Source organism: Paenibacillus sp. USDA918EY (genome assembly GCF_009870825.1).
Lineage (GTDB): Bacteria > Bacillota > Bacilli > Paenibacillales > Paenibacillaceae > Paenibacillus_AQ > Paenibacillus_AQ albilobatus.
In genome coordinates this window covers 66,028-92,431 of record NZ_WTWY01000014.1, presented here as the reverse complement: position 1 = coordinate 92,431, position 26,404 = coordinate 66,028, and the positions used below count along the sequence as shown (strand labels likewise).

The following is a 26,404-nucleotide window of genomic DNA, read 5'->3' as shown; positions in this document are numbered from 1 at the left end:
CCCTATTTGTATTGGATACGCGGATCAATCAAAGCATACAGCAGATCCACAATCAGATTAATGATAATAAACAGGAGAGCGATTATCAGGATGCCGCTTTGGATGACCGGATAATCGCGGGAGCTGATCGCATCGAAAATATACCGCCCCACCCCGGGCCAAGCGAAAATGGTTTCTGTTAATACGGCACCGCCCAGCAATGAACCTGTCTGCAATCCGATAACGGTAAGTACCGGGATCGAGGCGTTTTTGAGCGCATGTTTGTACACGACAAAAAATTGGGACAAACCTTTGGCTTTGGCTGTGCGGACATAATCGGATTTCATGACCTCCAGCATGCTGGAGCGCGTCATCCGGGCGATCACCGCCATTGGAATCGTTCCGAGCGCAATGCTTGGCAGCACCAGATGTTTCATAACCGTCCATAGCTGATCCCATCGGCCGGCGATCATGGCATCAATGACATAGATGTTTGTAATGGATTCCACCGGATCGCGCTGGTCCATTCGACCGATCGACGGCAGCCAATGCAGCTTGATCGAGAATATCCACTGCTCCATCAGCCCAAGCCAGAATATTGGCATGGAAACCCCGATTAGGGCGATGATCATCAGAATGTAATCAAACCAGGAATTTTGCCGCCAGGCACTGATAATCCCCGCGTTGATGCCAACAAATGTGGCGAACAGCATGCTCGCAATCGTCAATTCAAGCGTGGCGGCAAGATACGGCAAAATCTCTTTCATAATCGGCTGCTTGGTTTTGATCGATTTTCCGAGGTCTCCTTGCACCAAGTCTCCCAAGTACGTAAAATACTGCTGCAGCCAGGGCTTATTCAGTCCCAGCTGCTCCCGCAGCGCCTCTTTGGATTGTTCGGTAGCTTTATCACCAAGGATCGTATCCGCCGGATCGCCCGGAATGGCATGAATGATGGAAAATACAATGATGGTCATGCCAATCAGCACCGGAATCAGAATCAACAGGCGTTTCAGTATATATGAATTCAAAATAAATCACCCGCCGGTTATTCAAAGTAAATGCTGCTGTAGTACTCCGTTCCGGTTGGAGACGGTACATATCCTTTCAAGTTGGATTTTGCCGCCAAAACTTGCGTCGCATACACAAGCGGAATCCATGGAATATCTTTTTTGATGATTTCCTGCGCTTGTTTGTACAGCTCTATGCGTTTGTCTTGGCCCACTTCCTTCTGGGCCTCGATCAAAATCTTGTGAAGGTCTTCGTTTGCGTAGTAACTGCGGTTGTTGCCCGGAATAGCATCCTTATCAAGCAAGGTGTACAGGAAGTTGTCCGGGTCGCCGTTATCTCCGTTCCAGCCCATCATGTAAATATCGTCTTTAACACCTGCTTTTGTATCATCCAGATACGTCGCCCACTCCGGAGATTGGATGTTCACTTTCACGCCGATTTTCTCAAAATCGGCCTGAATCGCTTCCGCCACCTTTTTGCCATCCGGCATATAAGGACGGGATACCGGCAGCGCATAGAAGTTAACTGGATCCGGCAGTCCGTTCGGATAACCCGCTTCAGCCAGCAGCTTTTTGGCAGTATCCAAGTTGTAGTCATAATCCTTAATGCTGTCGTTGTAACCCCAAAGCGTAGGAGGCATCGGGTTCACGGCCGGAGTGGCTTGTCCGGCAAAAAACGCGTCGATAATGCCCTGTTTGTTAACCGCGTGGCTTAGCGCTTCTCTGACCTTCACGTTATCAAAAGGTTTTTTCTTCAGGTTGAATCCGAGATATGCAAGGTTAAATGGCGGGCGGTTGATTTTTTGCAAATTGCTATCACTTTCAAGAACGGACAAATCATCCGGATTCAAATCTTCCATAATGTCGATTTCCCCGTTTTGCAGCGCATTAAAGCGCGCGGTGTTATCGGGGATGGACCGTACGATGACTTTATTCAGCTTCGGCAGTCCCGGCTTCCAGTAGTTCGGATTTTTCTCGAGGGTAATGGAGTCGTTCCGCTTCCACTCTTTGAAAACAAAAGGACCCGTACCCACCGGCTCGTTTTTAAAATTCTCCTTTTTCTCCTTGATCGCCGTCGGGCTGGCGATGCCAAAGGAGGTCATGGCGATATTTTGCAGGAACGGAGCTTGCGGATTTGCCAGCGTAAATTCTACCGTATTCGCATCAATCGCTTTGACATCCTTGATGACGCGGGAGCCGTCCGGTCCAAACTGGGAATCATAGTAATCGAAGGAATCGCCTTCGAACTTGAATTCGCTTTTCGGGTCGGTCCAGCGCTTGAAGTTGAATACGACGGCATCCGCGTTAAAGTCCGTGCCGTCATGGAATTTCACACCTTGGCGCAGCTTGAACGTATACTTCAAACCGTCCGGGGAAACCTCCCAGCTTTCGGCCAGCGACGGCTCCACCTCGGTTGTCCCTTCCTTATACTGCAGCAGCGAATCAAAGATCTGATGTCCGATTTTCAGCGACTCGCCGTCGGTTACGATGGACGGGTCCAGATTTGCGGAATCCCCGCCGCGCCCGAATACGAGCGTATCCTGCGTTTTTTTATCCTCCGGTTTCGGGTCTTCTTTTTTCTCGGTGTTGTCCGTTGTTTTGGGCGTTTCGGATGCCTGATTTCCGTCACTCTTGCCGCCGCATCCCGCAAGCGTAAATACCAGGATCATCGTCAGTGCCAGGAAAACGCTTGTCCATTTCTTCATCGTTTTTTCCCCTCTCTTTTGCGGCTCAATACTGAACTGAAATTAGTACTTGATATGAAGCGATTGGAGCGCCGAACCCCCAGATCGTTTCGGAGGTTTGCTGTGTTATATAAGTTGAACTAATGTTATGAACGGATGGAGGCAGCCGGATGAAATGTTCTTTCGATCGCTGTTGCTCACGGATTTCTATGATTAAAGCTCATTTATGGTCGAAATCCGCTCACAAAGGCGAACGCTGACGCTTCTCCAGAATCATTTCCTCCTCTTGCCTATTCCTTTCCTGTTCATTTAATCAACTTATATAGCTTTCCTTTCGAAAGCTTTTAGGCGAACGCAGCATACGCTTCCGAAGCAGCTTTTTTTCAAAAAGCTTTCAGCTTCTCAAGAATCGACTCTGCTTCCTACGCTCCTTCCGCTTCTCCTGCTTCTTTTCAAGTGCTAATTTCAGGGTTGAGCCTCTCTTCATCACGGATAAATGTTTATATGCGGACTTTGCTGATCTCAGTCAGGAACCTGCCTTAGCAAAGCCTTCAAGCAGCCTAAGCCGCATGGAACCGAAATTGTCGTTTGTGTCTTTGGCATGTTGTCACGAAGTTGCGTACAAATGACATGCCGTCAGATGCCCGTTCCCGGTATCGAGAAGCTGAGGGCGAACCTCGCTGCAGATTTTCATCGCCTTCGGACATCTCGTATGAAAAGCGCAGCCCACCGGCGCATTGGCCGGGCTCGGCACTTCCCCCTGCAAAATAATCCGCTCCTTCTTCACATCCGGATCCGGTTCCGGCACGGCCGACAGCAAAGCCTGGGTGTAAGGATGCTGCGGTGTATCGTATAGAAGCTGCTTATCCGCAATTTCAACGATTCTTCCGAGGTACATCACCGCCACACGGTCGCAAATATGCTTGACCACGCTCAGATCATGAGCGATAAAAATATAAGTCAGCTTATATTCGGCTTGCAGATCCTGCAGCAGATTAATGACCTGAGACTGGATGGAAACGTCCAGCGCCGATACCGGCTCGTCCGCCACAATCAGCTTGGGCTGAAGCGCCAGCGCCCGGGCAATTCCGATCCGCTGCCGCTGTCCTCCCGAGAACTGATGAGGGTAACGATGCAGATGCGTCCGGGTCAGCCCCACGACTTCAATCAGCTTGGCGATCCGCTGTTGCCGCTCTTTACGGTTTGAAATCCCGTGTACGATCAGCGGTTCTTCCAAAATGCGTTGTACGGAGTGGCGCGGATCAAGCGAAGAGAACGGATCCTGAAATACGATCTGCATATCCCGCCGCTGTTTCCTCATTTCCTCCGAGGACAGCTCCGTAATTTCCCGGCCTTCGAAACGAACTTTGCCGCCGCTTGGCTCGATCAGACGCAAAATGGAACGGCCCGTCGTCGACTTGCCGCAGCCGGATTCGCCCACCAGCCCAAACGTCTCGCCACGCCGGACGGAAAACGATATGTCGTCCACGGCTTTCACATGCCCCACCGTTTTGTTCCACAGACCTTTCCGGATCGGAAAATATTTTTTCAGATGCTCCACCTCAAGCAAAGGTTCACTCATACGGCATCCTCCTGTCGGTTTTCATGCAGCCAGCATCTGCAGCGATGCCCGGACTCCTGTTCGACCAGACTTGGCAGCGCTTCCAAGCATTTCGGCATGACGCTCGGACAACGATCGGCAAAGCGGCAGCCCTGCATATTTTTGCTGAGGATCGGAACATTGCCCGGAATCGAATACAAACGCGCCCTGGTTTCGTTCATCCGCGGTACGGATTGGATTAACCCCTGCGTATAAGGATGAAGCGGTCTTTTGAAAATGTCGCGCACGCTCCCCTCTTCCACCACCTTGCCTGCATACATCACCGCAACCCGGTGGCACATTTCCGCAACCACGCCAAGATCATGCGTAATCATCATGACGGCCATTCCCCGCTCTTCGTTCAGCCGCCGGATCAAATCCAAAATCTGCGCCTGGATGGTTACATCAAGCGCCGTTGTCGGCTCATCGGCAATTAACACATCGGGATTACAGGTGATCGACATCGCAATCATGACTCTCTGCCTCATGCCGCCGGACAACTGATGGGGATACTCGTCGATAATCGACTCCGCCCGGGCAATTCCCACCTTCTTCAGCATTTCAAACGCCAAAGCCCTTGCTTCCTTTTTGCTGATCTTTCTGTGTTCCCGAATGGTCTCCACAATTTGGTGCCCCACCGTAAACAGCGGATTCAGCGACGTCATCGGTTCCTGGAAAATCATCGAGATGCAGTTGCCGCGTATTTTGCGCATCTCCCGCTCATTCATCGCCGTGATATCCTGACCTTTGAACAGAATCGATCCGCTTACGATTTTGCCCGGCGGACTCGGTACCAGCTTCAGCACCGACAGCGACGTGACGCTTTTGCCGCAGCCCGATTCGCCGACAACGCCAAGCACTTCACCCGGATTCACATGCAGATCGACGCCGTCGACTGCCGGAATCTCCCCGCGGTCCGTAAAAAAATGCGTTCTTAGATCCTTGATTTCAAGTATGGGTTTGTCCATGAAAAAACTCCTTTATGCCCTTTTAATGGATTCCTGGAAACGAGCAATTGAACGACGGTCAAATGGAGCTGAGAATTCCCCCTCAGATGATTACTCCCGATTTCATATCTCAAACGCTTCGGGCCAATTTCTAAAACGCTTTCAGCTTGGTTTATCCTAAGTGTTTTTCTGGACAACTTGGCTCCTTGAAAGTTATAGCGTTTATATTTCGAGAGAAATCATCGTGGCGTTCATCTTAAGGTGATATCGCTCAGCATGAGTGGGGATCGTAAGAGATTCAACAGAAAATAAGTTTGCATGGTAGGAAGTGAAGTCATAGAAGTAAATCTGAGCTTCATTGTTTGTCGAAGTAAATAGTGTTTAGAAGGATGGATGTGAATGGAGTCGTCGATAAACTTCAGAATAGATCGGTTTACATATAAATGTTATATATTGCAAATTTTAATATAACAGTTAGAAAGTTTCAAGAAGAATATTACATAATATAGAAGTACTCCCGCCGCCCCCCTTGCCCCGGTAGCCTGTACGAAATTGCAGGAGCGCATATTCCTTGGCAAGCAGCTGAATTTTATCGGGCCGGGAGCCGACGGAGTAATCGGCCGGGTTAAAAATCAAGTTAAGCCATGTGTGTCCCTTCCTTGTGCTGAAATCGCAGGATTCTGAAAGCAAAAAGAGACCCGCCGTTTGCGGGGCTCTCCTTCTGACCCGGGTTCAAGGTAGACTCTATTAGCAAACTATATAAGTTGAACTAAAGAACTTCACCCGGCAGCCTTCATCCGCACAAAATATTGGTTCAACTTATATAGACTATCGATGGGAAGATATTTTTCGAAAAACGGGATCATCCCCGACCAATGCTTAAGACTCACCTGCAATCCTTCTATTTAAATGCCATGGCAGCGTGAACCGCCTTTTTCCAGCCGGTGTACAGCTTGTCGCGCTCCTCTTCTCCCATCGCAGGCTCGAATTGGCGCTCTTTGGCCCACATTGCGGATATTTCCTCTTGGCTTTTCCAATAGCCGACCGCAAGTCCGGCCAAATAAGCCGCGCCAAGCGCCGTCGTTTCGTTGATCACCGGCCGTTCCACCGTCACGCCAAGCAGGTCGCTTTGGAACTGCATCAGGAAGTTGTTGTGCACGGCTCCGCCGTCCACGCGCAGCGTCCGCAGCTCGATGCCGGAATCGCCTTCCATCGCCGAGATCACGTCCCGGGTCTGGTAAGCGAGCGACTCGAGCACCGCCCGGATAAAATGCTCTTTCGTCGTGCCGCGGGTCAGGCCGAACACCGCTCCACGCACGTCGCTGTCCCAATATGGCGTACCGAGGCCGACGAAAGCAGGCACAACGTAAACGCCTTCCGTGCTTTCGACCCGATCCGCGTAATTTTCGCTTTCTTTGGAATCTTTGAGCATCCGCATGCCGTCCCGCAGCCACTGCACGGCCGATCCCGCCACAAAAATGCTGCCTTCCAGCGCATATTCCACGCGGCCGTTAATGCCCCAGGCGATGGTCGTCAGCAGCCCTTGCTCGGAGCGAACCGCGGTTTCGCCGGTATGTTTGAGCATAAAGCAGCCGGTGCCGTACGTATTTTTCGCCATCCCTTCGTCAAAACACGCCTGCCCGAACAATGCCGCCTGCTGGTCGCCGGCCGCCCCGGCAATCGGTATCTCTTCCCCGAAAAAGTGGTGTTTCACCGTATGCCCGTAAACTTCGGAGGACGGACGAACCTCGGGCAGCATGGAGGTTGGCACGCCGAGAATTTCCAGCAGCTCATCGTCCCATTTTAATTCGTGGATGTTGTACATCAACGTGCGGGAGGCGTTGGAATAGTCGGTGACATGCCGTTTGCCCCCGGTAAATCTCCAGATCAGCCAGGAGTCGATCGTGCCGAACAGGAGCTTGCCTTGCTCGGCTTTTTCGCGGGCGCCTTCCACATGGTCGAGAATCCACTTGACCTTGGTTCCCGAAAAATAAGGATCGATGAGCAGCCCGGTTTTTTCCCGGATCATATCGTTGTATCCCTTAGCTTTCAGTTCCTCGCAAATGTCGCCCGTCTGCCGCGACTGCCATACGATCGCATGATAAATCGGCTCCTCCGTTTCCTTGTCCCACACGACGGTCGTTTCCCGCTGGTTGGTGATGCCGATGCCTTCGATCTGCTCCGGCTTCACGCCCGATTCCGACAGTACCGACGCGATAACCGACAGAATCGACCCCCAAATTTCGTTGGCGTTATGCTCCACCCAGCCGGGCTGGGGAAAATGCTGCGTTATCTCCTTTTGCGCGATATGAACGATTTCGCCCGCTTTATTGAACAAAATCGCCCGCGAGCTCGTCGTCCCCTGATCCAATGACAATATGTATGTTTCCATCGTACTCCCCCGTTTCGTTGGCATGTTGAATGTTGGTAAGCGCTTTATAATTAAGATGAGATGAGGTGTTCTTTGTATGGACTTATGTGGGTATGGTTGCTGCGCATGGCTTCCTACTTCTTATGCTATTCGAAAACGGGGTGGTTTTGAAGGGTTATTTTTTAAAATCTCAGTGTAATGACATTTTCGGGAGGTTTTGAACCAGCCTAAGTATTTATTTAAATCAAAGAGCAGACACCTTTTTCTGTTTCAGACTTTGCGAATCAAGAATACAAATTTAGCAACTTCGAACTTTTACTTATCCGGTACAAAATTGAAACTCAGATAAAAGCCGCCGATCAATAAAGTCAGCGGCTTTCTTATACCGATCCTTCTAATAACATGCTGTGACAAATAAAGCAATTCATTCCTTCGTGCCGCCACTTCGACGATTAAATGCTAATTCAAACAAACCTGTAGCAGACAACCCGGCAATCCCCCCTGCCCAGATCCGCAGCACCAGTCCTAACTCCGTAAAAGGATAGGCTACCGCACCGATGATGAAGCCGATAACCAGGCCTACAATCGGTACGACGTTCTTCGGCACGTTTACCACACTCTTTACAAGTTGGACCATTGACAGCACAAACACCGCCAAAATGGAAGCAAATGCTAGAACATGATCCAATACTTCATTTTCCATGTCCATTCTCCTCTCTATTCTTTCGGAATACCCGCGGCACGCCGTAATTCGTTCGCCAAGTTGTGGTAATGGTTCATGGCCGCCTGGTCTCCAGCAGCTTTGGCTTGAAACCATGCCGGCGAAAGCCAGCGAAAAATGATCTCTTGAGCGTTACTCTTTGGTAATTTGGTGAGCTGTTGAGCTTCCTTTCCCGCTTCCAGCGAAATCCCTGCCGCGAGGCGAAGATTGTTGGCCAAGTTGTGGAAATGCGTTTTCCCTACCTCATCCCCGAAGTTATAAGAGGAAAACCACGCAGGCTGTATATAGTTTCGGATCAGCAATTGAGCGACACTGGCGGGTAAAGGTTCAAAATCAGGTACTACGATCGACGCCGCCAATTCAGCACCTACATCCAGGATCAAATCCTTGAAGGTTTTATTGCCTGCGAACAGAGCTTGCTCGCAATCGCTTTTGCGGGCAGGATCAAGCTGTTTGTGGCTTACGATATGAGTGGAAGGATTCTTGCCCCACTTGTCGCAGCAAAACGCCAGATACCAAACAAAACGTTTGTATGCCTCGGAGAAATGGATCTTGCCTCCATAGCAAAGCTCGATGCCCAGCGCAGCATCGTTTGCGTCGTAGCCAAAACGTTCGTTGTCTGTCGTTACGTTATAAATCACATGCCAAGCTTTTTCCGCCGGATCGGGTCCGGTCCCTGTCGGAATGATCTCCAAAATCTTTTGGTCGTCAATGAAAACATGCGCGGAGGCAGAACGGTCCTTAAGATTATTGAAATACGTGTAATGATTGTCTGCCAGGGCGCCCGGATTCCCCGTATCATGAGCAACAAAAAAGGCCGGGTTTCCGGTTGTTAGACGGAGTCCTGGCCTTGTGTTATGGCGCACGTCGATATAACGACGTTCTATTTTGTATTTTTTCTTGTCCAAAATTCAAACTCTCCCTTTTGCTTTTTCAAAATGGTCTACTCGTTTTTGCATCGATTTTTGGGATTCTTCCAGACGTGTAACACGTTCGGCCAGCTCGTCGAATCGCTTTCCTTGCGCCCGTTGTTCATGCTTGATGTCCTCAATGCCACGTTTAATGTACTCGATGTCGGCGCGAGCCATGGCATCCGAACGGGCTTCTTCTTTTGTATCCCACCTTACTGCGCGGGTCCTTCCCGACCAACCGATAATAATACCGCTGATTACTCCGCACACCGATAAGAGTGCAGTGATCGCTGCGAAGTCCATCATCGATTCCTCCTTTCGTGAAGGTAAATGCCCTCGGGAGCTCCGAGGGCAAAATAAAAACGCCTATGCGGCGTTGGATTATGCTGGTGTTCCATTTATGACTTCCGAAACGACCTCTTTAAGGTTATAAAGCTCTGGCACTTGATCGATCCTATAGGTCCCGGTCATAACCAAGCTTACCCAAACCTTAACGAGCCCGCTTTCCCTGGTAAATTGCATGATCACTCTCCTCCTTTCAGTTATGCCGTAGGAGCTGCGGCCATAAGCATAGTCAGTTCGGCGACGGCTTGTTTTAATTCTGAGTTTTCTTGTTGTAGACCTTTCACCTTTGTTTCGATGGTTTCAGGTATAAAGTAGTCGTAATACAACTCTTTTGTTTTCAGATTAATACGAAGCACCGGTCGCATACCATTGTCACGAACCGGGGCTGGAACGGTTATGTTTTCGAAGTAAAGCCCGTCGCTAATAGAACTTGTGGACGTTGTATTGTGCTCGATCATCTGTACCGTGCCTACGTTGTTGTCGTTGATCTCGGAAAAACGCACGAGAATCATCTGAATACCTCCTTTATACGTGATAACTAGTACCAATTAATCTATAAGTAATATAGCAGAGTTCACCTCCGTTAATTAGATCGTACTTAAACATTAATGTTTGTGTGTCATCAATACCCGTCCCCAACGTGTGCCAAGAACCTGTAGCGAAACCTTCTAAATCAATACGGTATTCTAATTTTCCGGGAGTTAAATATCCGTTACTGATTTCAAGCCTGTTGAATTTGGTAATGGTGTATCCGGTGGAACCGGGCTTATTATTAGCACGAAAATCAATACCCCGGTACACCCCCTTAGAATCTTTTAAATAAATTCCACATTCCGCACGTGTCCCATCTGAAGCATAGCTGTCTACATTTGTGCTGAAGTATGCTTGACCGTCATTGGGTACATTTGTTTGAAATGAATAAATACTGCGCGGAGGAAGAGTCGCAAAAGCGTACTCGCCTGAGGCCTTCATCAACGTCAAATTAACAGAATACTCTGCCCGCGACCCCGTACTGATCTGTCCAATTTTGTTCGCCAACGTTGTAAAATCATCACTTCCTGATGCTGGAACTCCCTTGCCGCTAATGGCGGAAGCGATATCGTTTTTCCCATTAGCGACAGATGTAAAAAGGTCTTGCGACCAAGGTCCCCATGTGCCGTTTGACATTGTTCTCTGATAGAAACTATTTGAATTAAATAAATTTCGAGCAATTTGAAGAACCCATGAATCTGTTGACATAGCTTGAACTTCTACGTACCACCAGCCGTTTGGATCCACAATTGGTGCATTAGACAACTGTGTACCGCTATAAAATCCAGTCTTAACTACCGTGTTTAGATCTCTGCTATTGATGTTAATAACATTACCATTATCGTTTGTTAGCATGAGTTTTTGCCATGCTGCACCGTCGTCAATAATTTGCTTCCACGGTCCCCAGGCATTATTTGCAACCGTTCCTATACGGTGATACATCCCTCCGGTCGTCCCGCCCGAAGCGTATTCGTGGGTGACGCCGCCACTGTCATCATTCCAGCCCTTAAAGCCGTGAATAACAACGAATTGCTCAGCGGGGAGTCCGATAACGGATCCCGTCTTGAAGGAGTATGCGACGCTTTGACTGTAATCGCTTGGTTTTGTAGGTAAAGAACGTGTATCTGGTATAGCCTTTGGTAGTGCAGCATCCGCCTTAGCCTGTGCTGCCGCCGCCGCCGATATCCCAGCACTCCCTCGATCATACGCCGCTTTTACCGCTTTTTCAGTCGCAGCTACATCTTCCCTCGTCCCATCAGTCGCATTCGAAAGCTGTACGATCCCCTTCTCCGTCAAAGAAGCATCAGGAACTTTAATATTCCCTACCGCCTCATCGATCTTATCCCAGTTATCATTCAACATCGTTTTAATATTAAACGTCTCGTTCCCATCAGCCACCGGATCTTTTTTTAACAAACCAAGATTAGGCGTATTACTCGCCATTTCAAGCACCTCCTGCAAATTTGGATAAAGGCGTATTCTCCATTTGATCAAGGGTCATGACGCCTTCAATGTCCCGGATGAGCAAATAACTGAATTCGTATTTCACAGCCAGATGCGCGGGCTTAACTTCTTCGATCACTGATTTGAGATCCTCCAAATTCGAGGGAATCCCGATCGTATCAACGAATTTAATCGTAAAACCCCACTCGGCAGGTTGAAAAGAAACATCTACCTTGCCGCCGTCGTAGGCCTCCGCAACGTTTTTTACCAGACGTCCGGAGAATTTGCCCGCTCCGCGCAGCTTTGATTCTACTAAGGAACGCCGCTGTTCAATTGGTTTAGTACGATCTGTTTCGATTCCAAGCTCATACTCCCATCGATCCAGTCCCCACGTGGCCGTCCGGACAAAAAATTGATCCAGCGTTTCGTTCAGCGCCGTGTATAAGGCATCCATCTCCGTACCTTTTGCATTCATATCAGCCTGAATGACTCGGGATGATTCGTAATAGGCAGGCAAATAAGAAAAGAGTTCAGCGCCTCTCGGACTAGTGATCGTAAAATCAGCCATTCAGCGTCACCGTCCCCAATACGGCCACCTGCCCGGGATTGATTTGAATATTGGCATCGGACTGGCCATTGACGGTAAGATTCGAGTAGTCGATAATCGGCGGAATGTCCAGCAGCACTGCAGCGATCCGGGTATAACGAACGAGCGGATCCGCAAAAGCAAGCTGTCTAAGATACGCAGTAACCCCGTTCACCACCTGTTCCTTTACTTCTTCGATCGTTGCATCGGTCGCCAGCGTTAGCTGAACGGAGATGTTGATGGGAACCTCCTCTGCCGCCATCACGGTGACGATCGGTCCGGCCGGTGCTTGCCCTTCCCCTTGGCCGTCCATCGTCGGGTCAATATAATTTTGGGCTGCCTGTACAATCGCCGGATTTGCGGCACGTTTATCCATATCCAGCAAATAAATGCCGACCGTCCCCGGCCCTTTCCAGAGGGGTTTCACCTGAACCCCGCCTACGCCGGCGACTTCATTCGCCCATTGAATGTATTGGGCCTTGTTGCCGCTTGTCCCCTGGTTGCGAACCCGGGTGTAAAAACGCTCCAGCAACGATTCATCGGACTCCACATCCGCACCGCCTTTGATGGCTTCCGGATTTGTCACCGACACTACGCCGGTAACCGGTGCCGAGATGATTTCGATGACGCCCGCGGGCACATTGCCGGCTTTGCCGGGCACAACCGCTGTCACCTGAGCGATCCCTTCGCCGTTGCCGTCCAGTGTTACTTCCGCAGTCGTTTTGTATTCGATGCTCGGTTCCCCGGAAATTTCGTCAGCCGGCGTGGCGACTACGATTCCGGAAGGGATCTGCTTTCCGGGCGTACCCTTAAACTTAACCGTTCCGGTAGCAGCCACCGCTTTACGGCGCGTCACCCCATGCTCCTCCGCCCGCATATCCAAATATTCTCCGAATGTGGTCCGGGCAAAACCCCGATCCAGCACTTGCTGCGCCCAAATCGCCGCCTCGGAAAGCATAAACGCCACGGGCGCCTGCGCGTCCCAAATAAAAGAGCCCTCGGATTTATCGATATCCGCGGGCACCCGGCTCAGCATGCGCTGCATAATTTCGTCTTCGGTTTGATCTTGCAAATAAATCGGCAAATCCGCCATTATCCCACACTCCCTTCCAATACAGCTTCTTCATCGCGGATATTCGTAATCCGGCAGGTAAAGCGGCAAGTCTCTCCCTCCCAGTCAAAAACAAACTGGTCCACGCTTTGCGTCCGCGCATCCGCGAGAAGTGTTTCGGAGACCATACGCCGGATTTCGCTTTCCTGAATCGCCCGGCCGCCGCTGCCGATCAGTTCCTCCAGCTCGCTGCCATAATCCCGGGAGTAGATAAGATGGCGGTAACGCGGCGTCCGGACCGCTTTTTCGCACCAGAGCACCCAAGCTTCCTTTTCATCGGCAGCGGCCATTTTACGGGTCGGCGACATGACAAACTCGCCTGCGTCAAAATCGAACTTCCAGCTGCGGCCGAACACGGCCCCGCTTCCTTCATACGTCTCCGGTTCCGTCGCGTCCTCCCAGACCACGTCCTCCGTCTCCGGGAACAAATTAGCCATTTCCAGTCACCACTTTGCATACAACCACTACGTCATTCCCTCCATTCACCCGGACCGCCAGCACTCGATCACCGGGCTTTAGGGTCAAGCTAAGACGAGAGTCTTCAATTTTGGTTTCATTCGAAGAAGGCTCCTGCTTATTTTCCCCTACCGATCTTTCCTCCAGCATCGTTGTCCCTGTCAAGACAGAACTTGGAACAGACAATACGCCCGGCAACTCCGCGACCATAAAATCCTGAAACTCGTGTTTAAAATCATCCAGCTTCAACCCCGTTCCGGTGATCGTGCCGAGGACAGCCCCCACGCCACCGATTGCCTGCCTCGTGTGTTTGCCGACGGAAGAATAAAGCGCTGACGCCAGCTGGCCGTAAGGATCTTTATTCAAGGTAAAACCTCCTTTTCACGTCATCGTAGGTGCCGAGCTCCAGCGACATGCTTCCCGGATTCCCCAGCTCCCGGCTGACCGAAATAACGATCAGCTTCATGCTGCCCAGCATAACTGCATCCCCGGCACGGATCGTATTGATGTCGGGCGCGTTGATTGAAATCGTCTGCGAGATTCCCCGCAGCTTGTTTTTAGCCAACTCTTTTGCCGCTGCTTGCGATTTGACCTCATCGTCCTGAACTATTGCCTGAAGCTGGCCGTATTTGTCGATGTCCTTCTTGGCGATCGCCATCACCTTGGACGGAACCTCTTGCCCGGATTCGCTGGCGGCCGTTGCAAGCACCTTCACCTGCGTGGCCGCTCCTTCCAACGTCCTGGATTGGGTCGTATCCGTGACATGTTCAAGAATATATACCTCCGGGTTTGTCCCAAGCTCATACAGCTCCAACCCGGATGAAATCATCCGCGGATGATACAGCTGGCCGCCTGCTTTGGCTGTCTCCCTTAAATCAGCAAACATGCTGGCATAAATGGACTGTGTGCGGTAGACGGAACGCCCCAGCTCTTTTTTTGTATCCGGAAGTTTGGCAATTTTCAAATTCCAATCGGAGGCATATTTCTTGAAACGTTGGGATGCTGTCTGTTTAGCAGGGAATAGGTATTCATCCTCAGACTTGTCCAAATAAATCGTGCGGTCGTAGACGGTCAGCGTCATTCGCTTGATCCCGTTATTCGAGGTCTCCACCTCCCACACCACGCCGGGGTTCAACAGCGGAACGTAATCCGTTTTGCCATAGGGGACGCTGATCCGAACCGACATGCCCGGCGAGATGGGCGGCATATCCGGTGTAACCACCAAATTAACCGTCCCCTGGTATGCAACCTGTTCAAGCGAGTCGCGCAAATTAATGGCTTCTACCAACGGAGTCAAATCGTATTTGTTCTGCAAAATCACTTTGTAACTCATGGCAGCACCAGCTTCTGTCCGGGTTTGATCGCATTCGGGTTACTGCCGATAACCTTTTTGTTCAGCTGATAGATCTTGTTCCATGCCGAGCTGTTCCCAAGCTCCAGTTTCGCGATTTTGGATAGGGAATCTCCCGGTTTGACGACGTAGGTTTTGCTTTTTTCTTTCAGATCGACGCGCGGCTTTTTGTTAACCGTGGCTGTCTTTCCCTGGCTGCCGCCGGCCGTTTTCGCCACCTTCAGTTCCCTCCAGGTCCGGAGCGTAATGTCAAAATATACGTCCCCGGGTTCCCCACCGCGAAACGTAGAATTATGCGAAGCCACAAATACCGGCACATTCACGGCTGTTTCCGAAATAATAAAACGCAATGGCGTCTTTAACGCCAAAAATTCATTTAGCTTATTCATCGCCGTCTGCGGATCAGGCAGATCGGCTTCGCTTCCTCGGCAAAAGGATTCATCGAATGTTTTAGGAAAAAAAGAGGCGAAGGAAATCTCCTTCACCTTATCTCCCTGCGGAAAATCAAATTCCCCGGATGACAAAATATTCACCGTATCCAGACCCTTTTGCCTTGAGATCGTAACCTCTTCCGGATTGACCGGAAATAGAAAATCTTTCCCTTTGCCGTCCCTCAGCAAAAATTCCATTGCTTCCGCCTTCCTCCTTTCAGCAAAAAATTAACCGGTGTGCCCCCCTGCAACTTCGCTTTAAGCAAGCGCCATAGACTGCGGTTTTCGATTTTGCGTCGCCTTCGCGAATTCCGCCCGCAAACGCTGGCCGACTTGCTGGATAATGCCTTCGACGTCGACCGGGTATTCCTCGTGAACTGTAACCTGTACGGCGCCGGGCGGCAGGTTGTATTGGGTCGTTGTTTCGGTTTTGAAGTCGCGCAGGAACCCGGATAACTCGGTCATTTGCTCTGGACTGATTTGAACGACTTGCGGAACTTTGCTGGTGACCGCTGCGGCATTACTTGATACTGCAGACTGCATCCGCGGTCCCGGACCAGGAACATTCGGTCTGGCCATCGGAAGCGCTCCTGCAGATGCTGACAAAGCTGCCCCGTACATAATCGAAGTTGAAACCGGTACCGGTTGTTTTTGCGGAATAGAAGGACCTGAGATAACTGCAGGCTTTTGGGCGACATCCTCCTCTTTGGGTTTCTTCTTTTTACCGAATGAAAAAGTGTTGGAGAACCAGTCCTTTACTTTTGGGATAGAGTCCGACACAAATCCTCCAATTTTTCCGCCGACGAAATCTCCAACCGCCCCCCCAACCGTAGACCCCAATATAGTACCTACACCTGGAATAGGAATCAAACTTCCCACAGCGCCACCAAGTATGGAGCCTATAGTTCCACCGGCGGCAGATCCAATCGCTTCGGCCCGCTCTTTCCCTGGTTTGGCTGTAGTGATCGACATCGCATCGACCGCGAATCCGAGCGGTCCAAGCAGCTTTTTCATTCCACCTTTCAAAAGCCCGCTTGAAGCACCACCAAGAACACTTTTTCCTGCGGTTTCGGCAGCTGAACCTATAGCCTTAGGGCTTATAATTGAGGCAGCTGAGGAAGCTGGACCTCCTTTAGGGTTTATGATTGAGGTAGCTGAAGAGGTTGTGTCTCCAATGACCTCTTTTCCAAGATTGAAAAAGCCCTCCATTCCGCCCATAAGCGATTCTCCGGCCGAACCAATGGTTCCAAATAAATCCCCTGTTGCACCGACGGTATTCCATATTCGTTTTCCCTTTGAAAATGGCTGCCCCTCTGGCAGTTTTCCCGTTGATAGATCTTTTCCCTCTAAAGCTTCCCCAATCTTTTTGAATTTGCCTGGTATCTCCGTTGCGCTCTTTACACCACCGCCAATAGATTTAGCCACGGAAAAACCGTCTTTTATTTGGTCCCATATGGATCTCGGCTTTTTTTCCGGCTGGGCTGCCACACCAAACTGCAAATTCCCTATAGCATTGGTCAGCCCATTGACAGCGTTCGTGTTATCTTCAAGCGTCTTAACCAACGTGGAGGTATCCATCTGAACCTGACTGGACGTATCTGTCTGGGTCAGTTTCGATGTGTCTTTCTCCACCAGTTTTGATGTATCCGTCTGAAGAAACTTTTTTGAGCTTTTCACTGCTAACTTGGAAGATTCCACCCGGGACTGTTTTGAAGTGTCAGCTTTCCTTACCCCTTGTTGCTCAACCCTCAACGTCACCGTCCCCGAAGCATTAATCACCTCCGACCGCACCCGCTGCAGCTTGCGCAGCAAGTTGTCCAGCCCCTTCGAGGCCCGGTCCTTCAACACGATCTCCGGCGCCATGCGGGTGCGGCCGATGCGCAGCACACGTCCTTGGATGCGCTCGAAGTAACGCTCCATGGCGCGCAGCTCGCGGTTCGCCTTGATAACGTTTTTCGGGTCGATAACCAGGTTCATCCGGTAATTCATCGTTTCAGCCATACATTTGTCACCTCCTCATCGGTCCAAAATTTGAGCTGCCAGGCGGTCCATCTCTTCTTCGGCAAAAGCGATCAGAAGCAGGCGTTCGCCGCGCGGCAGCCGCCAAAAATCTCCGGGACGAAGGTGATGCCGTACCCACAGATGATACAGCATCGTCGTCATTCCCCCGGAGTGGATCAGTTTTTTAGGTCATCGATGTCGACCCCGAAGCCGGACAGCTCCAGCACTTTGTCGCCGACGGCGTCCAGTTCGCCTGCCAGCAGCATGCGGCGCACCGCCTGCTCCCCGCCGGACAGCTTCATGCGGCTCGTAATCCGCGGATCGCCCCAGCCGCTCAGGGACAAGCCTTTCACTTCCAGCTTTCCGGTCGCTTCCGCGATAAGCAAGGCGTTAAACGTCTCGCTGTCCACCTTTTCTTCCACCGAACCTTTCACGGTACGGCGGATCATGCAGCGCTCGCGGATGCTGTCCACTTTGCTGGAGGTCAGTCCGTGCAGCACGATTTTCATATCCAAACGTTTGATGCGGACGGTCGCTTCCGGCAATTTTTCCGCAGCCTCAAACAGGCTGTCCAAAATTTGCTCTTCCGTCATCTGTTCATGCACGCTCATGCTTCATTCTCCTTTATCCCAAAATGTAAAATGCCTTAGTTGCCGACGATCGGGTCTACCAACTCATAACCTTCGAACGTAAATGGCGTCTCTTCCTGTACCTCTTCGCCGGCCGACCAGTTGGCGAGCTGGATTTTGTCCGGCATGCAGTTGATCAGGCGCACGCGCTCATGGCCGAAAGATTCCGGATCGTCGAGCTTGGAAATGATGTCGAACTTGGAGAAGCCGCGTTGGATCATATCCGACGTGACTTTGTAGCCGCTCATCGTGCCGCTGCCTTTTTTGGCGCCGTTTTTATGCACTTTCCAGTCCCGGCCGACCAGGTTCAGCTCCTTCTTTTCGATCTCGACGCTCGCTTCCAGCTTGTTAATATGCGTCTGCCACACCCCATCGATATAGGCCTGGCCGTACGTCCCCATAATGACTCTCGAAGCATCCAACATAGTTTTTTTCCTCCTTGATATTTAAATGTTCATGAGATGATGGTTTAAGCAGGCTGAATCGTTCAGCCGGCATTTTTGAAAAAATCCTTACTGCACGTAAAACGTTCCGAAGAGCTGCTCCATTACGTCGGTCAGCTTTACGTTCCACTGCAGAAACACCTGATCCGGCTCCGGTTTGCTGACGGCGCTGTCGCCGTAGTAAGCAGGGTCCAAAATGACGTCGTAGCCGTTTGGCTCAATGACGCTGCTTAAGGACAACTGGGCCAAATATTCCTTCACGGCGCCGATCAGCGCCAGACGGCCTTCCTCGGTGTTGTTCACTTTGCCGATATACGACTGCTCCGCGGCGCGCTGAAGATCGGCGTTAATCGCATCCATGACGCGAATGGAGCGGATTTTTTTCCAGGCGTTGTTCTGGCCTTCCGCAGGGGTCACCAAGCTGTTGATCCCGCGCAGCGCTTTGACCTGACGGCCGTCGAAAAAGAGCAGGAACACGCCGTTTTTCACCGCTTCCTCCTGCTCGGAGCGGGTCCAGCGGCGGGTCACGTCTTCAAACGGCGTCACCGCATACGTCGCGGACTGGTTCAGCCGCTGTCCGGCAATGAGGCCCGCAACGTAAGCCGCCGTCTGCGCGGAGCTGTAGTCGGTGCCGGCGAGGCGCACGCCAGTGCCGACATTGATGATGCCTTCGTGATTGAGCGCCAGCGAACGGGACGCAGCCAGCTTGACGGCATCTTTGGCCGTATCATCCGCAGCCGATCCGCCGAATACGGCCACGATGCCTCGGCCTTCGCGGCGCATCCGTTTGATCCAGGCCGCGAAGCTTTGCAGCAAGGCCATATCGGCGGCGTAGTCGAGCGCCAGCACGTCGAAATCCTGGCCTTCCGCCGCTTCCTGCACGGCGATGTAATCGGCGTTCGTCAGCTTGCCGTTGCCGCTTGCGCCTCCCGTAAAGGCTGCGCCGCTGATGTCGGCAGGCGTTCCGCCTTGTCCGACCACTTTGGCCGTTACCCAGACGTTGCCGCCGTCCTTGTTGATTTGTTCGGCGATCGAAGCCGCCGTGCCGTCGGCTCCTTTATAGGTGCCAAGCAGTTTGGCGCCCTCGTACAGGCGAAGCTCCTTCGCGTTAGGCTCGCCGAGCGCAGGCTGCACCGTTACGGTAAAACCGTTGCCGCGGCTTCCCGGATATTTGGCCTGCAGCTGCAGCACGTCCTGCGGCGTCGCATCCGCGTTTTGCAGCGTCAGGCTTGCCTGCGCCGCCGTATCGTCGGCGAGACGGTACGCAACCAGCTTTTTCGGCCCGCCAAGCAGCGCAAGATACAGCGCCGGATAAGCCGTCGCGCCGTCAACGGCGTCCGTCGAATACACTTGCCCAATGGCCGTTTCGCTTCCGATTTCCACAAATTCGCGCACCGGTCCCCAGTTCGCTTTTACCGGCACAAGCACCGTGCCGCGGGAGCCGCCTTGGATCGCCGAAGCGGCCGCCGCCTTGAAATTCATATAAAGTCCCGGCAATACCGGTTTATTCGTGTTCTCCCATGTTCCGCCTGCCATAATTAATCCACCTTCGCTTTCATGAATTGTTCGATTTTTGCTTTTGCTTCCGCTACCGTAAACGTTTTGTCCTTTTCACCGTAAAAGGCGCCCGCCATAACTTCTTCCTTCACGTCAAACAAATCTTCGGCGCGGGCCGCAAGCTCCGAAACCTTGTAACGCGGCGCGCCATCGGCGCTTCCGGTTTGTGCCGTCTTTTTAACAGCCATTTGCAAAACACCTCATTTCAACATCGGATGAATTTCTACCCTGCGGATGAGCGCCGCCTCCTCGGCCGGCCGCATCCGCCGCTGCACCAGCGTCAGCTTCACCTGCCCGTCCAAAAAAGCATCCGCGTTCAAATCGGCCGATGCTTCCGTCACGGACATGTATCTGCGCTGGTCGGTGCTAATGGGCAGCTGCACCTGGGTTCCCAGACCTTCCACGATCGACACGACCGCGCGTTGTTCATCGTCCGGATTGGGCGCCGTGATATGCCCTACGAAATGTTTGCGAACCTCGTAAAGCGAAGCTCCCGCCATTTTCGTCTCGCAACCGGCCATCCGCCACAGCACGGCTTGGTCATCCGGCCCGGGCGGCCATGCCGTCCGGTATACCGTCCAAGGTCCGCCCAACAGCTTCCCGGTCCATCCCGCCAACGCGCTTAACCATTCATCCGTGCCGGGATCCGAACCGCTCGATCCTTCTTCCGGAACGTACACGGCAAAACGCAGCGTTCGTACCGCTTTGCCTGTCGCAGGCTCCAGCCTCTCGGCTTCCCTTGCCCCGAGAAAATAGAGCGTAAACGGCGTTTCGTCGGGATGCGCCACGCGTTTGCGGTGCAGTCCATGAACAAGCGACTCCGCCCACTGGTCCGCTTGATCCAGGCCGGCATCGCCGGCATAGAGCTTCAGCCGAACCACCTGCCGGTATCCCGCCCAGGCCGATTTCCAGATCTCTTCGCCAAAAGCGATCACGCCGCACGGCTCCGCGGCTCCGTCCGCCGGAGGCTGCACGTCGTACAGCCGATCTTTCAGCAGCGGGACAATCTCCGCAATCGCCTGCTTGAGTGCCGCCCTCATACCGGGGGCTGCCGCACCGTTAGGCTGTCGATGTTTGCAAGTCCAGCTTGCTTTTGCATTGCGGCTCCTCCTTTCTGCCAGCTATTTCGCACCGGAAATGATCCAAGAGAAGATGGCCGCCCACGAAAAAACCGGCCGCTTGGGCCGGTTCGTACTTCGACAGTTTTTGTCTTCGGTTGTTCTCTTGATTTCATTTCCGATGATACTATCTTACCTCCTTCAAACGGATGCGCTGACGGGGAATCGGACGGATTCAGTCGCATTGTCGGATGAAAAAAGCACGAATATATGTTCGCATTTTTTCGAATAAAAAAACCACCGGAGAGTTAACTCCAGTGGTTTCGAAACATCATTTTTCATGGCATGCGACCGCTTTTCGCTTTTGCAGCCCGTCCAGCTTTAGCAGTCCCAAATCGGCAAAAGCCAGCGCCAGTTTGTAAAACGCCCGGGTCCGGATTTTCGTATACGTGTCCTTGCTGACCGGCGGATCCAAAATGTAATTGTACACTTTATAATCGAACACATCGTCCTGCTTCATGTACCGCTCGCGGATGATTAGCCGTTCCCGTTCCCCAAGCCGGTCGACGACCGATTCGATCGTTTCGCAATACGCCCTGCGGGCCGCAGGCACGTCCACGTTGTAAACGGCGATTTGCGCCGTCTGGTCGGACGTAACGTTCGTCGGGCCGTGGAACCGTTCGGTGTAGGACGCCGTCATGCTTGCCTCTCTTGCTTCGAATGTTATCGTTTTATAAATGCGGTATTTTTCAAATAAAGCCTCGATCGCGGTTTGCGTCTTGCGGCGGTCCAGTTCCGGCAAAAGTTGTTCCATAAGTATGCACTCCTTCATTAATAATATAGTAAAAAATTGTGGCTTGTTCGCATTTTTGTTCGTATAATGATGTTAACATACCACTTTTTGGTACAAGTCGTAAACCGGCAAAATCGAAGAAAAAGGACGGTATTTCTTTATCGTTAATACCTTTTGGTATAAATTTCACCTTTTTCTTTACCTTTTGGCAACAACACGTTATAGTATGGATGGGAACGCAGGTTCCGATGATAAGGTCTGCAAAATAGATTGCATGAAAGCGGCAATTTTAAGTTTGCAGCGTCCTGAAGGATGCAAAGGAGTGGACATACCGTGGAAAACGAATTTGGAACGCTATTAAGGAAGCTTCGCGAACAAAAAGGCATGTCGATCAACCAGCTGGCGGAAGCGGCGGGAATCAGCAACTCGCAAATATCGAGGATGGAAAACGGCGTGCGCGGCGTGCCGAAAGCCCCCACCATTCGCAAGCTCGCCGATGCGATGGGCGCTTCCTACGGAGAGCTGATGACGGCGGCGGGATATTTGGAGGGAACGAACGGGAGCTTCGCGCAGGAAGCCGCGCCAACGCCGGATTGGGCAACGTACAAGGACAAACGCGATTTTAAAAAGATGCTGGAAGAGGACGGCGAGCTGATGTTTGACGGGATTCCACTGGATGACGAGGACCGGCGGCGGATCAAGGACGTTCTGACCGGACTGTTCTGGGAAGCCAAGCAGATGAACAAAAGAAAGAAAAAACGAAGCGATTCGCCGGATGGAAAATAGCTCCTCCACACGCTGCCAGCCCTCGACTAAACGACAAAGCAGGTGAACATGGTGGACGAGATCATTCGAAAATTAACCCGCAAATACAAAACAAGCTGTCCCTTCGAGCTTGCGCGCGCGCTTGGCATACATATCCGTTATACCGACCTTGGCAAATCGACCAAAGGGCTGTATTACCGCAAGCTGCGAAGGCGGTTTATCGTCATACACAACCAGCTTTCTCCCGAATGGCAGCGATTCGTTTGCGCACATGAGCTTGGACATGATCGGCTGCATAAAGGGATTAACCGCTTTTTCCTGGAGGAGCACTCTTATTTCGCGCCGGGCAAGCTGGAGCGGCAGGCCAACCGGTTTGCCATCCTGCTGCTGACCGCCGGGATTACCGTCCGGCAGGAGGAAACCTCCCTGGATGTTTGCAGGCGCAGCGGCATTCCGCCGGAAATGCATCCGCTGCTTGAGGGCATGTCTTTGAAGTGAATGCGTTCCCTTTCATGATCCGATTCGAGCCGAAACCGCTGCAAAAAAAACATAAAAAGGAGCTGCCCGCGCCACCCTTGGCTGAACGGTACAGCTCCTTATTTTTGGGGCGATTCCCCTGCTTACGAGAATACGCCGTCCCGGATATGCGTCGCCGCAAAATTCGGCGGATTAAACCAGTCGCCGCTTTTGGCCCATGTCGGATCCAGCGGCACCCATTTCTTTTGCCCGCTCAAATACACTTCGTTCCATGCATGCGGGCCATAGCCGCCTTGACCGTTATACCCCTGTCCGGTCACCACCCGGACCTGAAGTCCTTGCGAGCGGGCCATCATCGCATAGAGGCGGGCGTAATCGATGCACACCCCTTTTTTCGTATCGAACGTATCCTGCGGCGTCTGCTCATGCCAAATGCCTTTTTGCTCGTAATCGTCGACCTTGCCGTAATCGTACTGCACCCGGGTGCCGACCCAGTCATACAGCCGTCTGGCCTTTTCTTCGTCGGTTTTGGCGCCTTTGACGATTTCGGCGGCGGCCGCATCGATGTCGTCCGGAATCGCATGGTCGATAACCTCGTATTTGCGCTGCAAGATGCCGTTGAGTTCTTTTTCCACCGCTTTCGTAAATACCGGCAGCTTATCCTTCACCAAATTGCCGGATAACGGCTCAATGACCCGTTTCGCGCCTTCCTGGTAAATCGGCGACGCCTCGACGTAACGGGTAAAAGAAGAGTCGGGATAAAGCGAAGCGAACACGAACAGCAGCGCCACGACGACGATGCACCGTCCCGCACCGATCAGCAGGCCGATCACGGCTCCCGCCAACCGGCTTAACAGCGATGCGGACTGGCGCGTGCCAGGGGCAAACAAAGCGTTTTTCCCGCCGAAAACAAGCACCGTCAGCCAGCGCATCAGCAAGCGGATGATACTGTAGCTGAGTATGAACAGTACGGCAAACCGCAGCAGCGGAAAATCGGCCATCGATGACATAAACGTGTAGTATATCTGCTCCCAGACGCTTAAATCGCGGTTTGGAATCGCGCTCGTATATTGCGTCAGCCACTCCTGCACTTTGGGTGATGCCCATAACGTAAACGGCACCGAGAGCACCAGGGCCACCAAAATAAAAACTCCCTCCCGCAGCAGGGAGAGGAGTCTTCCGGCCGAGCGGGACGCTCCCCGGCTCCAGCCTTGAAGCAGCGAAATCAGCATAACCGCCAGCAAAAAGATCGAAACCGCGTTAAATTCCCGCAGACTTTGAATCCATGATTGCAGCATCAGACAACCTCCCTCCACGGCATGTCATGGCGCATAAAAGCCTGCCTTGTTATTTCGTAGTGACATTTCCGTTGTTCTTCGATTCGGCGATAAACGACTTCACCGTATCGCTGACCTTCCACTCCCCGAGTGAAACGCCGCGAAGCGAAACCTCCACCTTGTCCTTCCCCTTCCGCCCTTTCATCTCCAGGTTCGGCGTCGTAATCGTAAAGTTCCCCGCCGTATCCGATGTATATTTCGCCTCTTTTGCTTCCTTCATCATGAGATTCGTGGCTTCGCTTTTGAGCGTGTCGACGGTTTCCGTCTTGACGTCATTCACCACGTCCTTGATTTTATCAAGGGAAACGCCGCTGTACACCACCAACGCCACGACGATAATGACGGCAATCGCCCATTTCACCATCGTCTTTACCAGATTCAGGACCACAAACAGCACAATGAGAGCAATAACGATAATCAGCCAGTTTTGCTGTAAGAAATCGGACCATACCTGCGTATTCATTCACATTCACTCCCATCAGCTAAAGCTTGATATCAGAATAAAGACTTTTTTATTATACATGATCGGAACACGGCCTGTCAGCCCACGACCTTATGCCCGTACGCGCTTTTGGTCCCGGCCTCCGCGCCCTTGAAAAATAAGGGTCTATTACGGGGCGTACAAGCGTAAAGGTATATTATGACTTGTCTTCCGTAAGAAAGGAGCTGCTCGAGGTGAAGACCGCGATTTGGCTGTACATGTTTTTGTTTCTCGCTTTTTTCGATCTCCATGCCCAGTACCCCATTTTAACGCCGTTTGCCATATCTCTCGGGGCAGCGCCCGTATTTATCGGCTGGATGATGGGCCTCTATGCCTTGACGCATCTGCCGGGCAACCTGATCGCGGGAACTGTGATCGACCGGCATGGCAGCCGGCGCTACATCATTTTCAGCCTCGTGTCGGCCGGAATCGTGCTGCTGCTGCAATCCTTCGTCCATTACCCTTGGCAGCTGCTTGTTCTCCGGTCCATCAGCGGGTTCGTGCTTGCCTTTCTTTCCCCTGCCTGCCTGGCGCTGCTCGCTTCGCTCTCTTCGGACAACGTGACGCAGGGCAAGTTCATGTCCGGCCACGGCGTCGTGCATACGCTCGCCTCCGTCGTTTCGCCTGCCGCGGGCGCGTTTATCGTAGCCAAAGCCGGGTATTCCGCTACCTTTCAAAGCCTCGGCTGGCTGCTGATCGCAACCGGCATCATGGCCGTGTTCAGCCTGCCGCGTACGCTGCAAAAAGCGGTTCGCCCTTCCGGTCCAGCCGATGACGGAACGGCCGCACCCGTCCCGAAATTCCAGGTCCCCTGGCGCATATATATTCTGCCTTTTGTCATCTCATGCTCGCAGGGGATTCTCTTTTTCGAGCTCCCGCTGCGCGCGACCGGCATGGACGGCATCATGTCCACCGGCATTCTTTTTTCGGTAATGAGCATCGGCGCGCTGGTGACGCTGAGCATGCTTTTCCTCAACCGCTATTCTCCATACAAACGAGTACTGGGCGGCCTTTTTCTGCTCGCGGTTTGCTTCTACTGCCTCGCGGCCATTCAGAAAATCCCGCTCAATGTCGCGTTGTTTATCCTGGGAACGGCCAAGGGGATCATTTTTCCCGCCATGGCCTCGCTGTTTATTCAACTAAGCGGCGGAAGCAAGCTGGGCCGGGTCTTTTCGCTCCAGTCCATCGCGATGTCGATCGGCTCCTTTATCGGACCGATTGCGGCCGGCCAGCTCCGCGACTTCGTTTCGCCTTATTTTATTGCCTTTATCCTGCTGATGGTCGGTCTCATGATGCTTCCGATTAGCCGCAAGCCCGGTTCCCTGCTGTATCCGAACGCAAACCAGACGCCTGCTTCATGAACGGCCGCCCGTTTGGGTAAAAACCTA

29 protein-coding genes are annotated in these 26,404 nt (G+C 52.1%); 3 read left to right on the top strand and 26 right to left on the bottom strand.

Annotated features, from left to right (window positions below):
- Window positions 1-2: 2 nt before the first annotated feature.
- From GQY55_RS23035 to GQY55_RS22925, 24 genes are all read right to left on the bottom strand, one after another.
- Entirely contained in the window at window positions 3-1,007 is a 1,005-nt protein-coding gene (locus GQY55_RS23035; protein ID WP_160044262.1) for an ABC transporter permease, read from the bottom strand.
- Window positions 1,008-1,024: 17 nt separating this feature from the next.
- A complete protein-coding gene (locus tag GQY55_RS23030) occupies window positions 1,025-2,692 on the bottom strand; it encodes an ABC transporter substrate-binding protein (protein WP_160044261.1) in 1,668 nt (555 codons plus the stop codon).
- A gap of 586 nt (window positions 2,693-3,278) precedes the next feature.
- Entirely contained in the window at window positions 3,279-4,253 is a 975-nt protein-coding gene (locus tag GQY55_RS23025) for an ABC transporter ATP-binding protein (RefSeq protein WP_160044260.1), read from the bottom strand.
- Complete coding sequence (locus tag GQY55_RS23020) at window positions 4,250-5,239, bottom strand: ABC transporter ATP-binding protein (protein ID WP_160044259.1); 990 nt, start codon at window positions 5,237-5,239, stop codon at window positions 4,250-4,252. The genes GQY55_RS23025 and GQY55_RS23020 overlap by 4 nt, the downstream gene beginning before the upstream one ends.
- 880 nt (window positions 5,240-6,119) lie before the next feature.
- The gene (gene glpK / locus GQY55_RS23015; RefSeq protein WP_160044258.1) at window positions 6,120-7,610 is read right to left on the bottom strand and encodes a glycerol kinase GlpK; all 1,491 of its coding nucleotides are present in this window, start codon (window positions 7,608-7,610) and stop codon (window positions 6,120-6,122) included.
- Between the two features lie 403 nt (window positions 7,611-8,013).
- On the bottom strand, window positions 8,014-8,292 hold the full coding sequence (locus GQY55_RS23010) for a holin (RefSeq protein ID WP_236575807.1): 279 nt from the start codon (window positions 8,290-8,292) through the stop codon (window positions 8,014-8,016).
- Between the two features lie 14 nt (window positions 8,293-8,306).
- On the bottom strand, window positions 8,307-9,218 hold the full coding sequence (locus tag GQY55_RS23005; RefSeq protein ID WP_160044257.1) for a peptidoglycan recognition protein family protein: 912 nt from the start codon (window positions 9,216-9,218) through the stop codon (window positions 8,307-8,309).
- A gap of 3 nt (window positions 9,219-9,221) precedes the next feature.
- Window positions 9,222-9,524 (bottom strand): hypothetical protein, encoded by a 303-nt coding sequence (locus GQY55_RS23000; RefSeq protein WP_160044323.1) that lies wholly within the window; start codon window positions 9,522-9,524, stop codon window positions 9,222-9,224.
- A 239-nt stretch (window positions 9,525-9,763) separates the two neighbouring features.
- On the bottom strand, window positions 9,764-10,078 hold the full coding sequence (locus GQY55_RS22995) for a hypothetical protein (protein WP_160044256.1): 315 nt from the start codon (window positions 10,076-10,078) through the stop codon (window positions 9,764-9,766).
- Window positions 10,079-10,091: 13 nt separating this feature from the next.
- Window positions 10,092-11,540, bottom strand: coding sequence for a pyocin knob domain-containing protein (locus GQY55_RS31585; protein ID WP_160044255.1), 1,449 nt, complete (start codon window positions 11,538-11,540; stop codon window positions 10,092-10,094).
- Window position 11,541: 1 nt separating this feature from the next.
- The gene (locus GQY55_RS22985) at window positions 11,542-12,108 is read right to left on the bottom strand and encodes a YmfQ family protein (RefSeq protein ID WP_160044254.1); all 567 of its coding nucleotides are present in this window, start codon (window positions 12,106-12,108) and stop codon (window positions 11,542-11,544) included.
- Complete coding sequence (locus GQY55_RS22980; RefSeq protein ID WP_160044253.1) at window positions 12,101-13,219, bottom strand: baseplate J/gp47 family protein; 1,119 nt, start codon at window positions 13,217-13,219, stop codon at window positions 12,101-12,103. The genes GQY55_RS22985 and GQY55_RS22980 overlap by 8 nt, the downstream gene beginning before the upstream one ends.
- Complete coding sequence (locus tag GQY55_RS22975; protein ID WP_160044252.1) at window positions 13,219-13,674, bottom strand: DUF2634 domain-containing protein; 456 nt, start codon at window positions 13,672-13,674, stop codon at window positions 13,219-13,221. The genes GQY55_RS22980 and GQY55_RS22975 overlap by 1 nt, the downstream gene beginning before the upstream one ends.
- A complete protein-coding gene (locus tag GQY55_RS22970) occupies window positions 13,667-14,059 on the bottom strand; it encodes a hypothetical protein (protein ID WP_160044251.1) in 393 nt (130 codons plus the stop codon). Before GQY55_RS22970 ends, GQY55_RS22975 begins: the two co-directional genes overlap by 8 nt.
- The gene (locus GQY55_RS22965) at window positions 14,052-15,026 is read right to left on the bottom strand and encodes an XkdQ/YqbQ family protein (RefSeq protein WP_160044250.1); all 975 of its coding nucleotides are present in this window, start codon (window positions 15,024-15,026) and stop codon (window positions 14,052-14,054) included. Before GQY55_RS22965 ends, GQY55_RS22970 begins: the two co-directional genes overlap by 8 nt.
- Window positions 15,023-15,673 carry a LysM peptidoglycan-binding domain-containing protein gene (locus tag GQY55_RS22960; protein WP_160044249.1) on the bottom strand — a complete coding sequence of 217 codons (651 nt, stop codon included), beginning with the start codon at window positions 15,671-15,673 and terminating at the stop codon, window positions 15,023-15,025. Before GQY55_RS22960 ends, GQY55_RS22965 begins: the two co-directional genes overlap by 4 nt.
- Window positions 15,674-15,733: 60 nt before the next feature.
- The gene (locus GQY55_RS22955) at window positions 15,734-17,476 is read right to left on the bottom strand and encodes a hypothetical protein (RefSeq protein ID WP_160044248.1); all 1,743 of its coding nucleotides are present in this window, start codon (window positions 17,474-17,476) and stop codon (window positions 15,734-15,736) included.
- Window positions 17,477-17,491: 15 nt separating this feature from the next.
- Entirely contained in the window at window positions 17,492-17,638 is a 147-nt protein-coding gene (locus GQY55_RS31080; RefSeq protein ID WP_236575815.1) for a hypothetical protein, read from the bottom strand.
- Between the two features lie 14 nt (window positions 17,639-17,652).
- The gene (locus tag GQY55_RS22950; protein ID WP_160044247.1) at window positions 17,653-18,087 is read right to left on the bottom strand and encodes a phage tail assembly chaperone; all 435 of its coding nucleotides are present in this window, start codon (window positions 18,085-18,087) and stop codon (window positions 17,653-17,655) included.
- A gap of 35 nt (window positions 18,088-18,122) precedes the next feature.
- On the bottom strand, window positions 18,123-18,530 hold the full coding sequence (locus GQY55_RS22945) for a phage tail tube protein (RefSeq protein ID WP_160044246.1): 408 nt from the start codon (window positions 18,528-18,530) through the stop codon (window positions 18,123-18,125).
- 87 nt (window positions 18,531-18,617) lie between these two features.
- On the bottom strand, window positions 18,618-20,084 hold the full coding sequence (locus GQY55_RS22940) for a phage tail sheath family protein (protein WP_160044245.1): 1,467 nt from the start codon (window positions 20,082-20,084) through the stop codon (window positions 18,618-18,620).
- A gap of 2 nt (window positions 20,085-20,086) precedes the next feature.
- Window positions 20,087-20,293 (bottom strand): hypothetical protein, encoded by a 207-nt coding sequence (locus tag GQY55_RS22935; protein ID WP_160044244.1) that lies wholly within the window; start codon window positions 20,291-20,293, stop codon window positions 20,087-20,089.
- 12 nt (window positions 20,294-20,305) lie between these two features.
- Complete coding sequence (locus tag GQY55_RS22930; RefSeq protein ID WP_160044243.1) at window positions 20,306-21,145, bottom strand: hypothetical protein; 840 nt, start codon at window positions 21,143-21,145, stop codon at window positions 20,306-20,308.
- A 349-nt stretch (window positions 21,146-21,494) separates the two neighbouring features.
- A complete protein-coding gene (locus tag GQY55_RS22925; protein WP_160044242.1) occupies window positions 21,495-21,977 on the bottom strand; it encodes an ArpU family phage packaging/lysis transcriptional regulator in 483 nt (160 codons plus the stop codon).
- Window positions 21,978-22,268: 291 nt separating this feature from the next.
- Between GQY55_RS22925 and GQY55_RS22920 the strand changes: the two genes are divergently transcribed.
- Window positions 22,269-22,742, top strand: coding sequence for a helix-turn-helix domain-containing protein (locus GQY55_RS22920; RefSeq protein ID WP_160044241.1), 474 nt, complete (start codon window positions 22,269-22,271; stop codon window positions 22,740-22,742).
- Window positions 22,743-22,793: 51 nt separating this feature from the next.
- Window positions 22,794-23,219 (top strand): ImmA/IrrE family metallo-endopeptidase, encoded by a 426-nt coding sequence (locus GQY55_RS22915; RefSeq protein WP_201452217.1) that lies wholly within the window; start codon window positions 22,794-22,796, stop codon window positions 23,217-23,219.
- Window positions 23,220-23,341: 122 nt separating this feature from the next.
- On the opposite strand, the gene GQY55_RS22910 is transcribed toward GQY55_RS22915, so the two are convergent.
- Both GQY55_RS22910 and GQY55_RS22905 read right to left on the bottom strand, forming a co-directional pair.
- Window positions 23,342-24,496: a transglutaminase domain-containing protein gene (locus GQY55_RS22910; protein WP_160044239.1), complete on the bottom strand. Its 1,155-nt coding sequence runs from the start codon at window positions 24,494-24,496 to the stop codon at window positions 23,342-23,344.
- 49 nt (window positions 24,497-24,545) lie between these two features.
- The gene (locus GQY55_RS22905; RefSeq protein ID WP_160044238.1) at window positions 24,546-24,998 is read right to left on the bottom strand and encodes a hypothetical protein; all 453 of its coding nucleotides are present in this window, start codon (window positions 24,996-24,998) and stop codon (window positions 24,546-24,548) included.
- 212 nt (window positions 24,999-25,210) lie between these two features.
- On the opposite strand from GQY55_RS22905, the gene GQY55_RS22900 reads away from it, so the two are divergent.
- Window positions 25,211-26,377, top strand: coding sequence for an MFS transporter (locus GQY55_RS22900; protein WP_160044237.1), 1,167 nt, complete (start codon window positions 25,211-25,213; stop codon window positions 26,375-26,377).
- The last annotated feature ends 27 nt before the right edge of the window (window positions 26,378-26,404 follow it).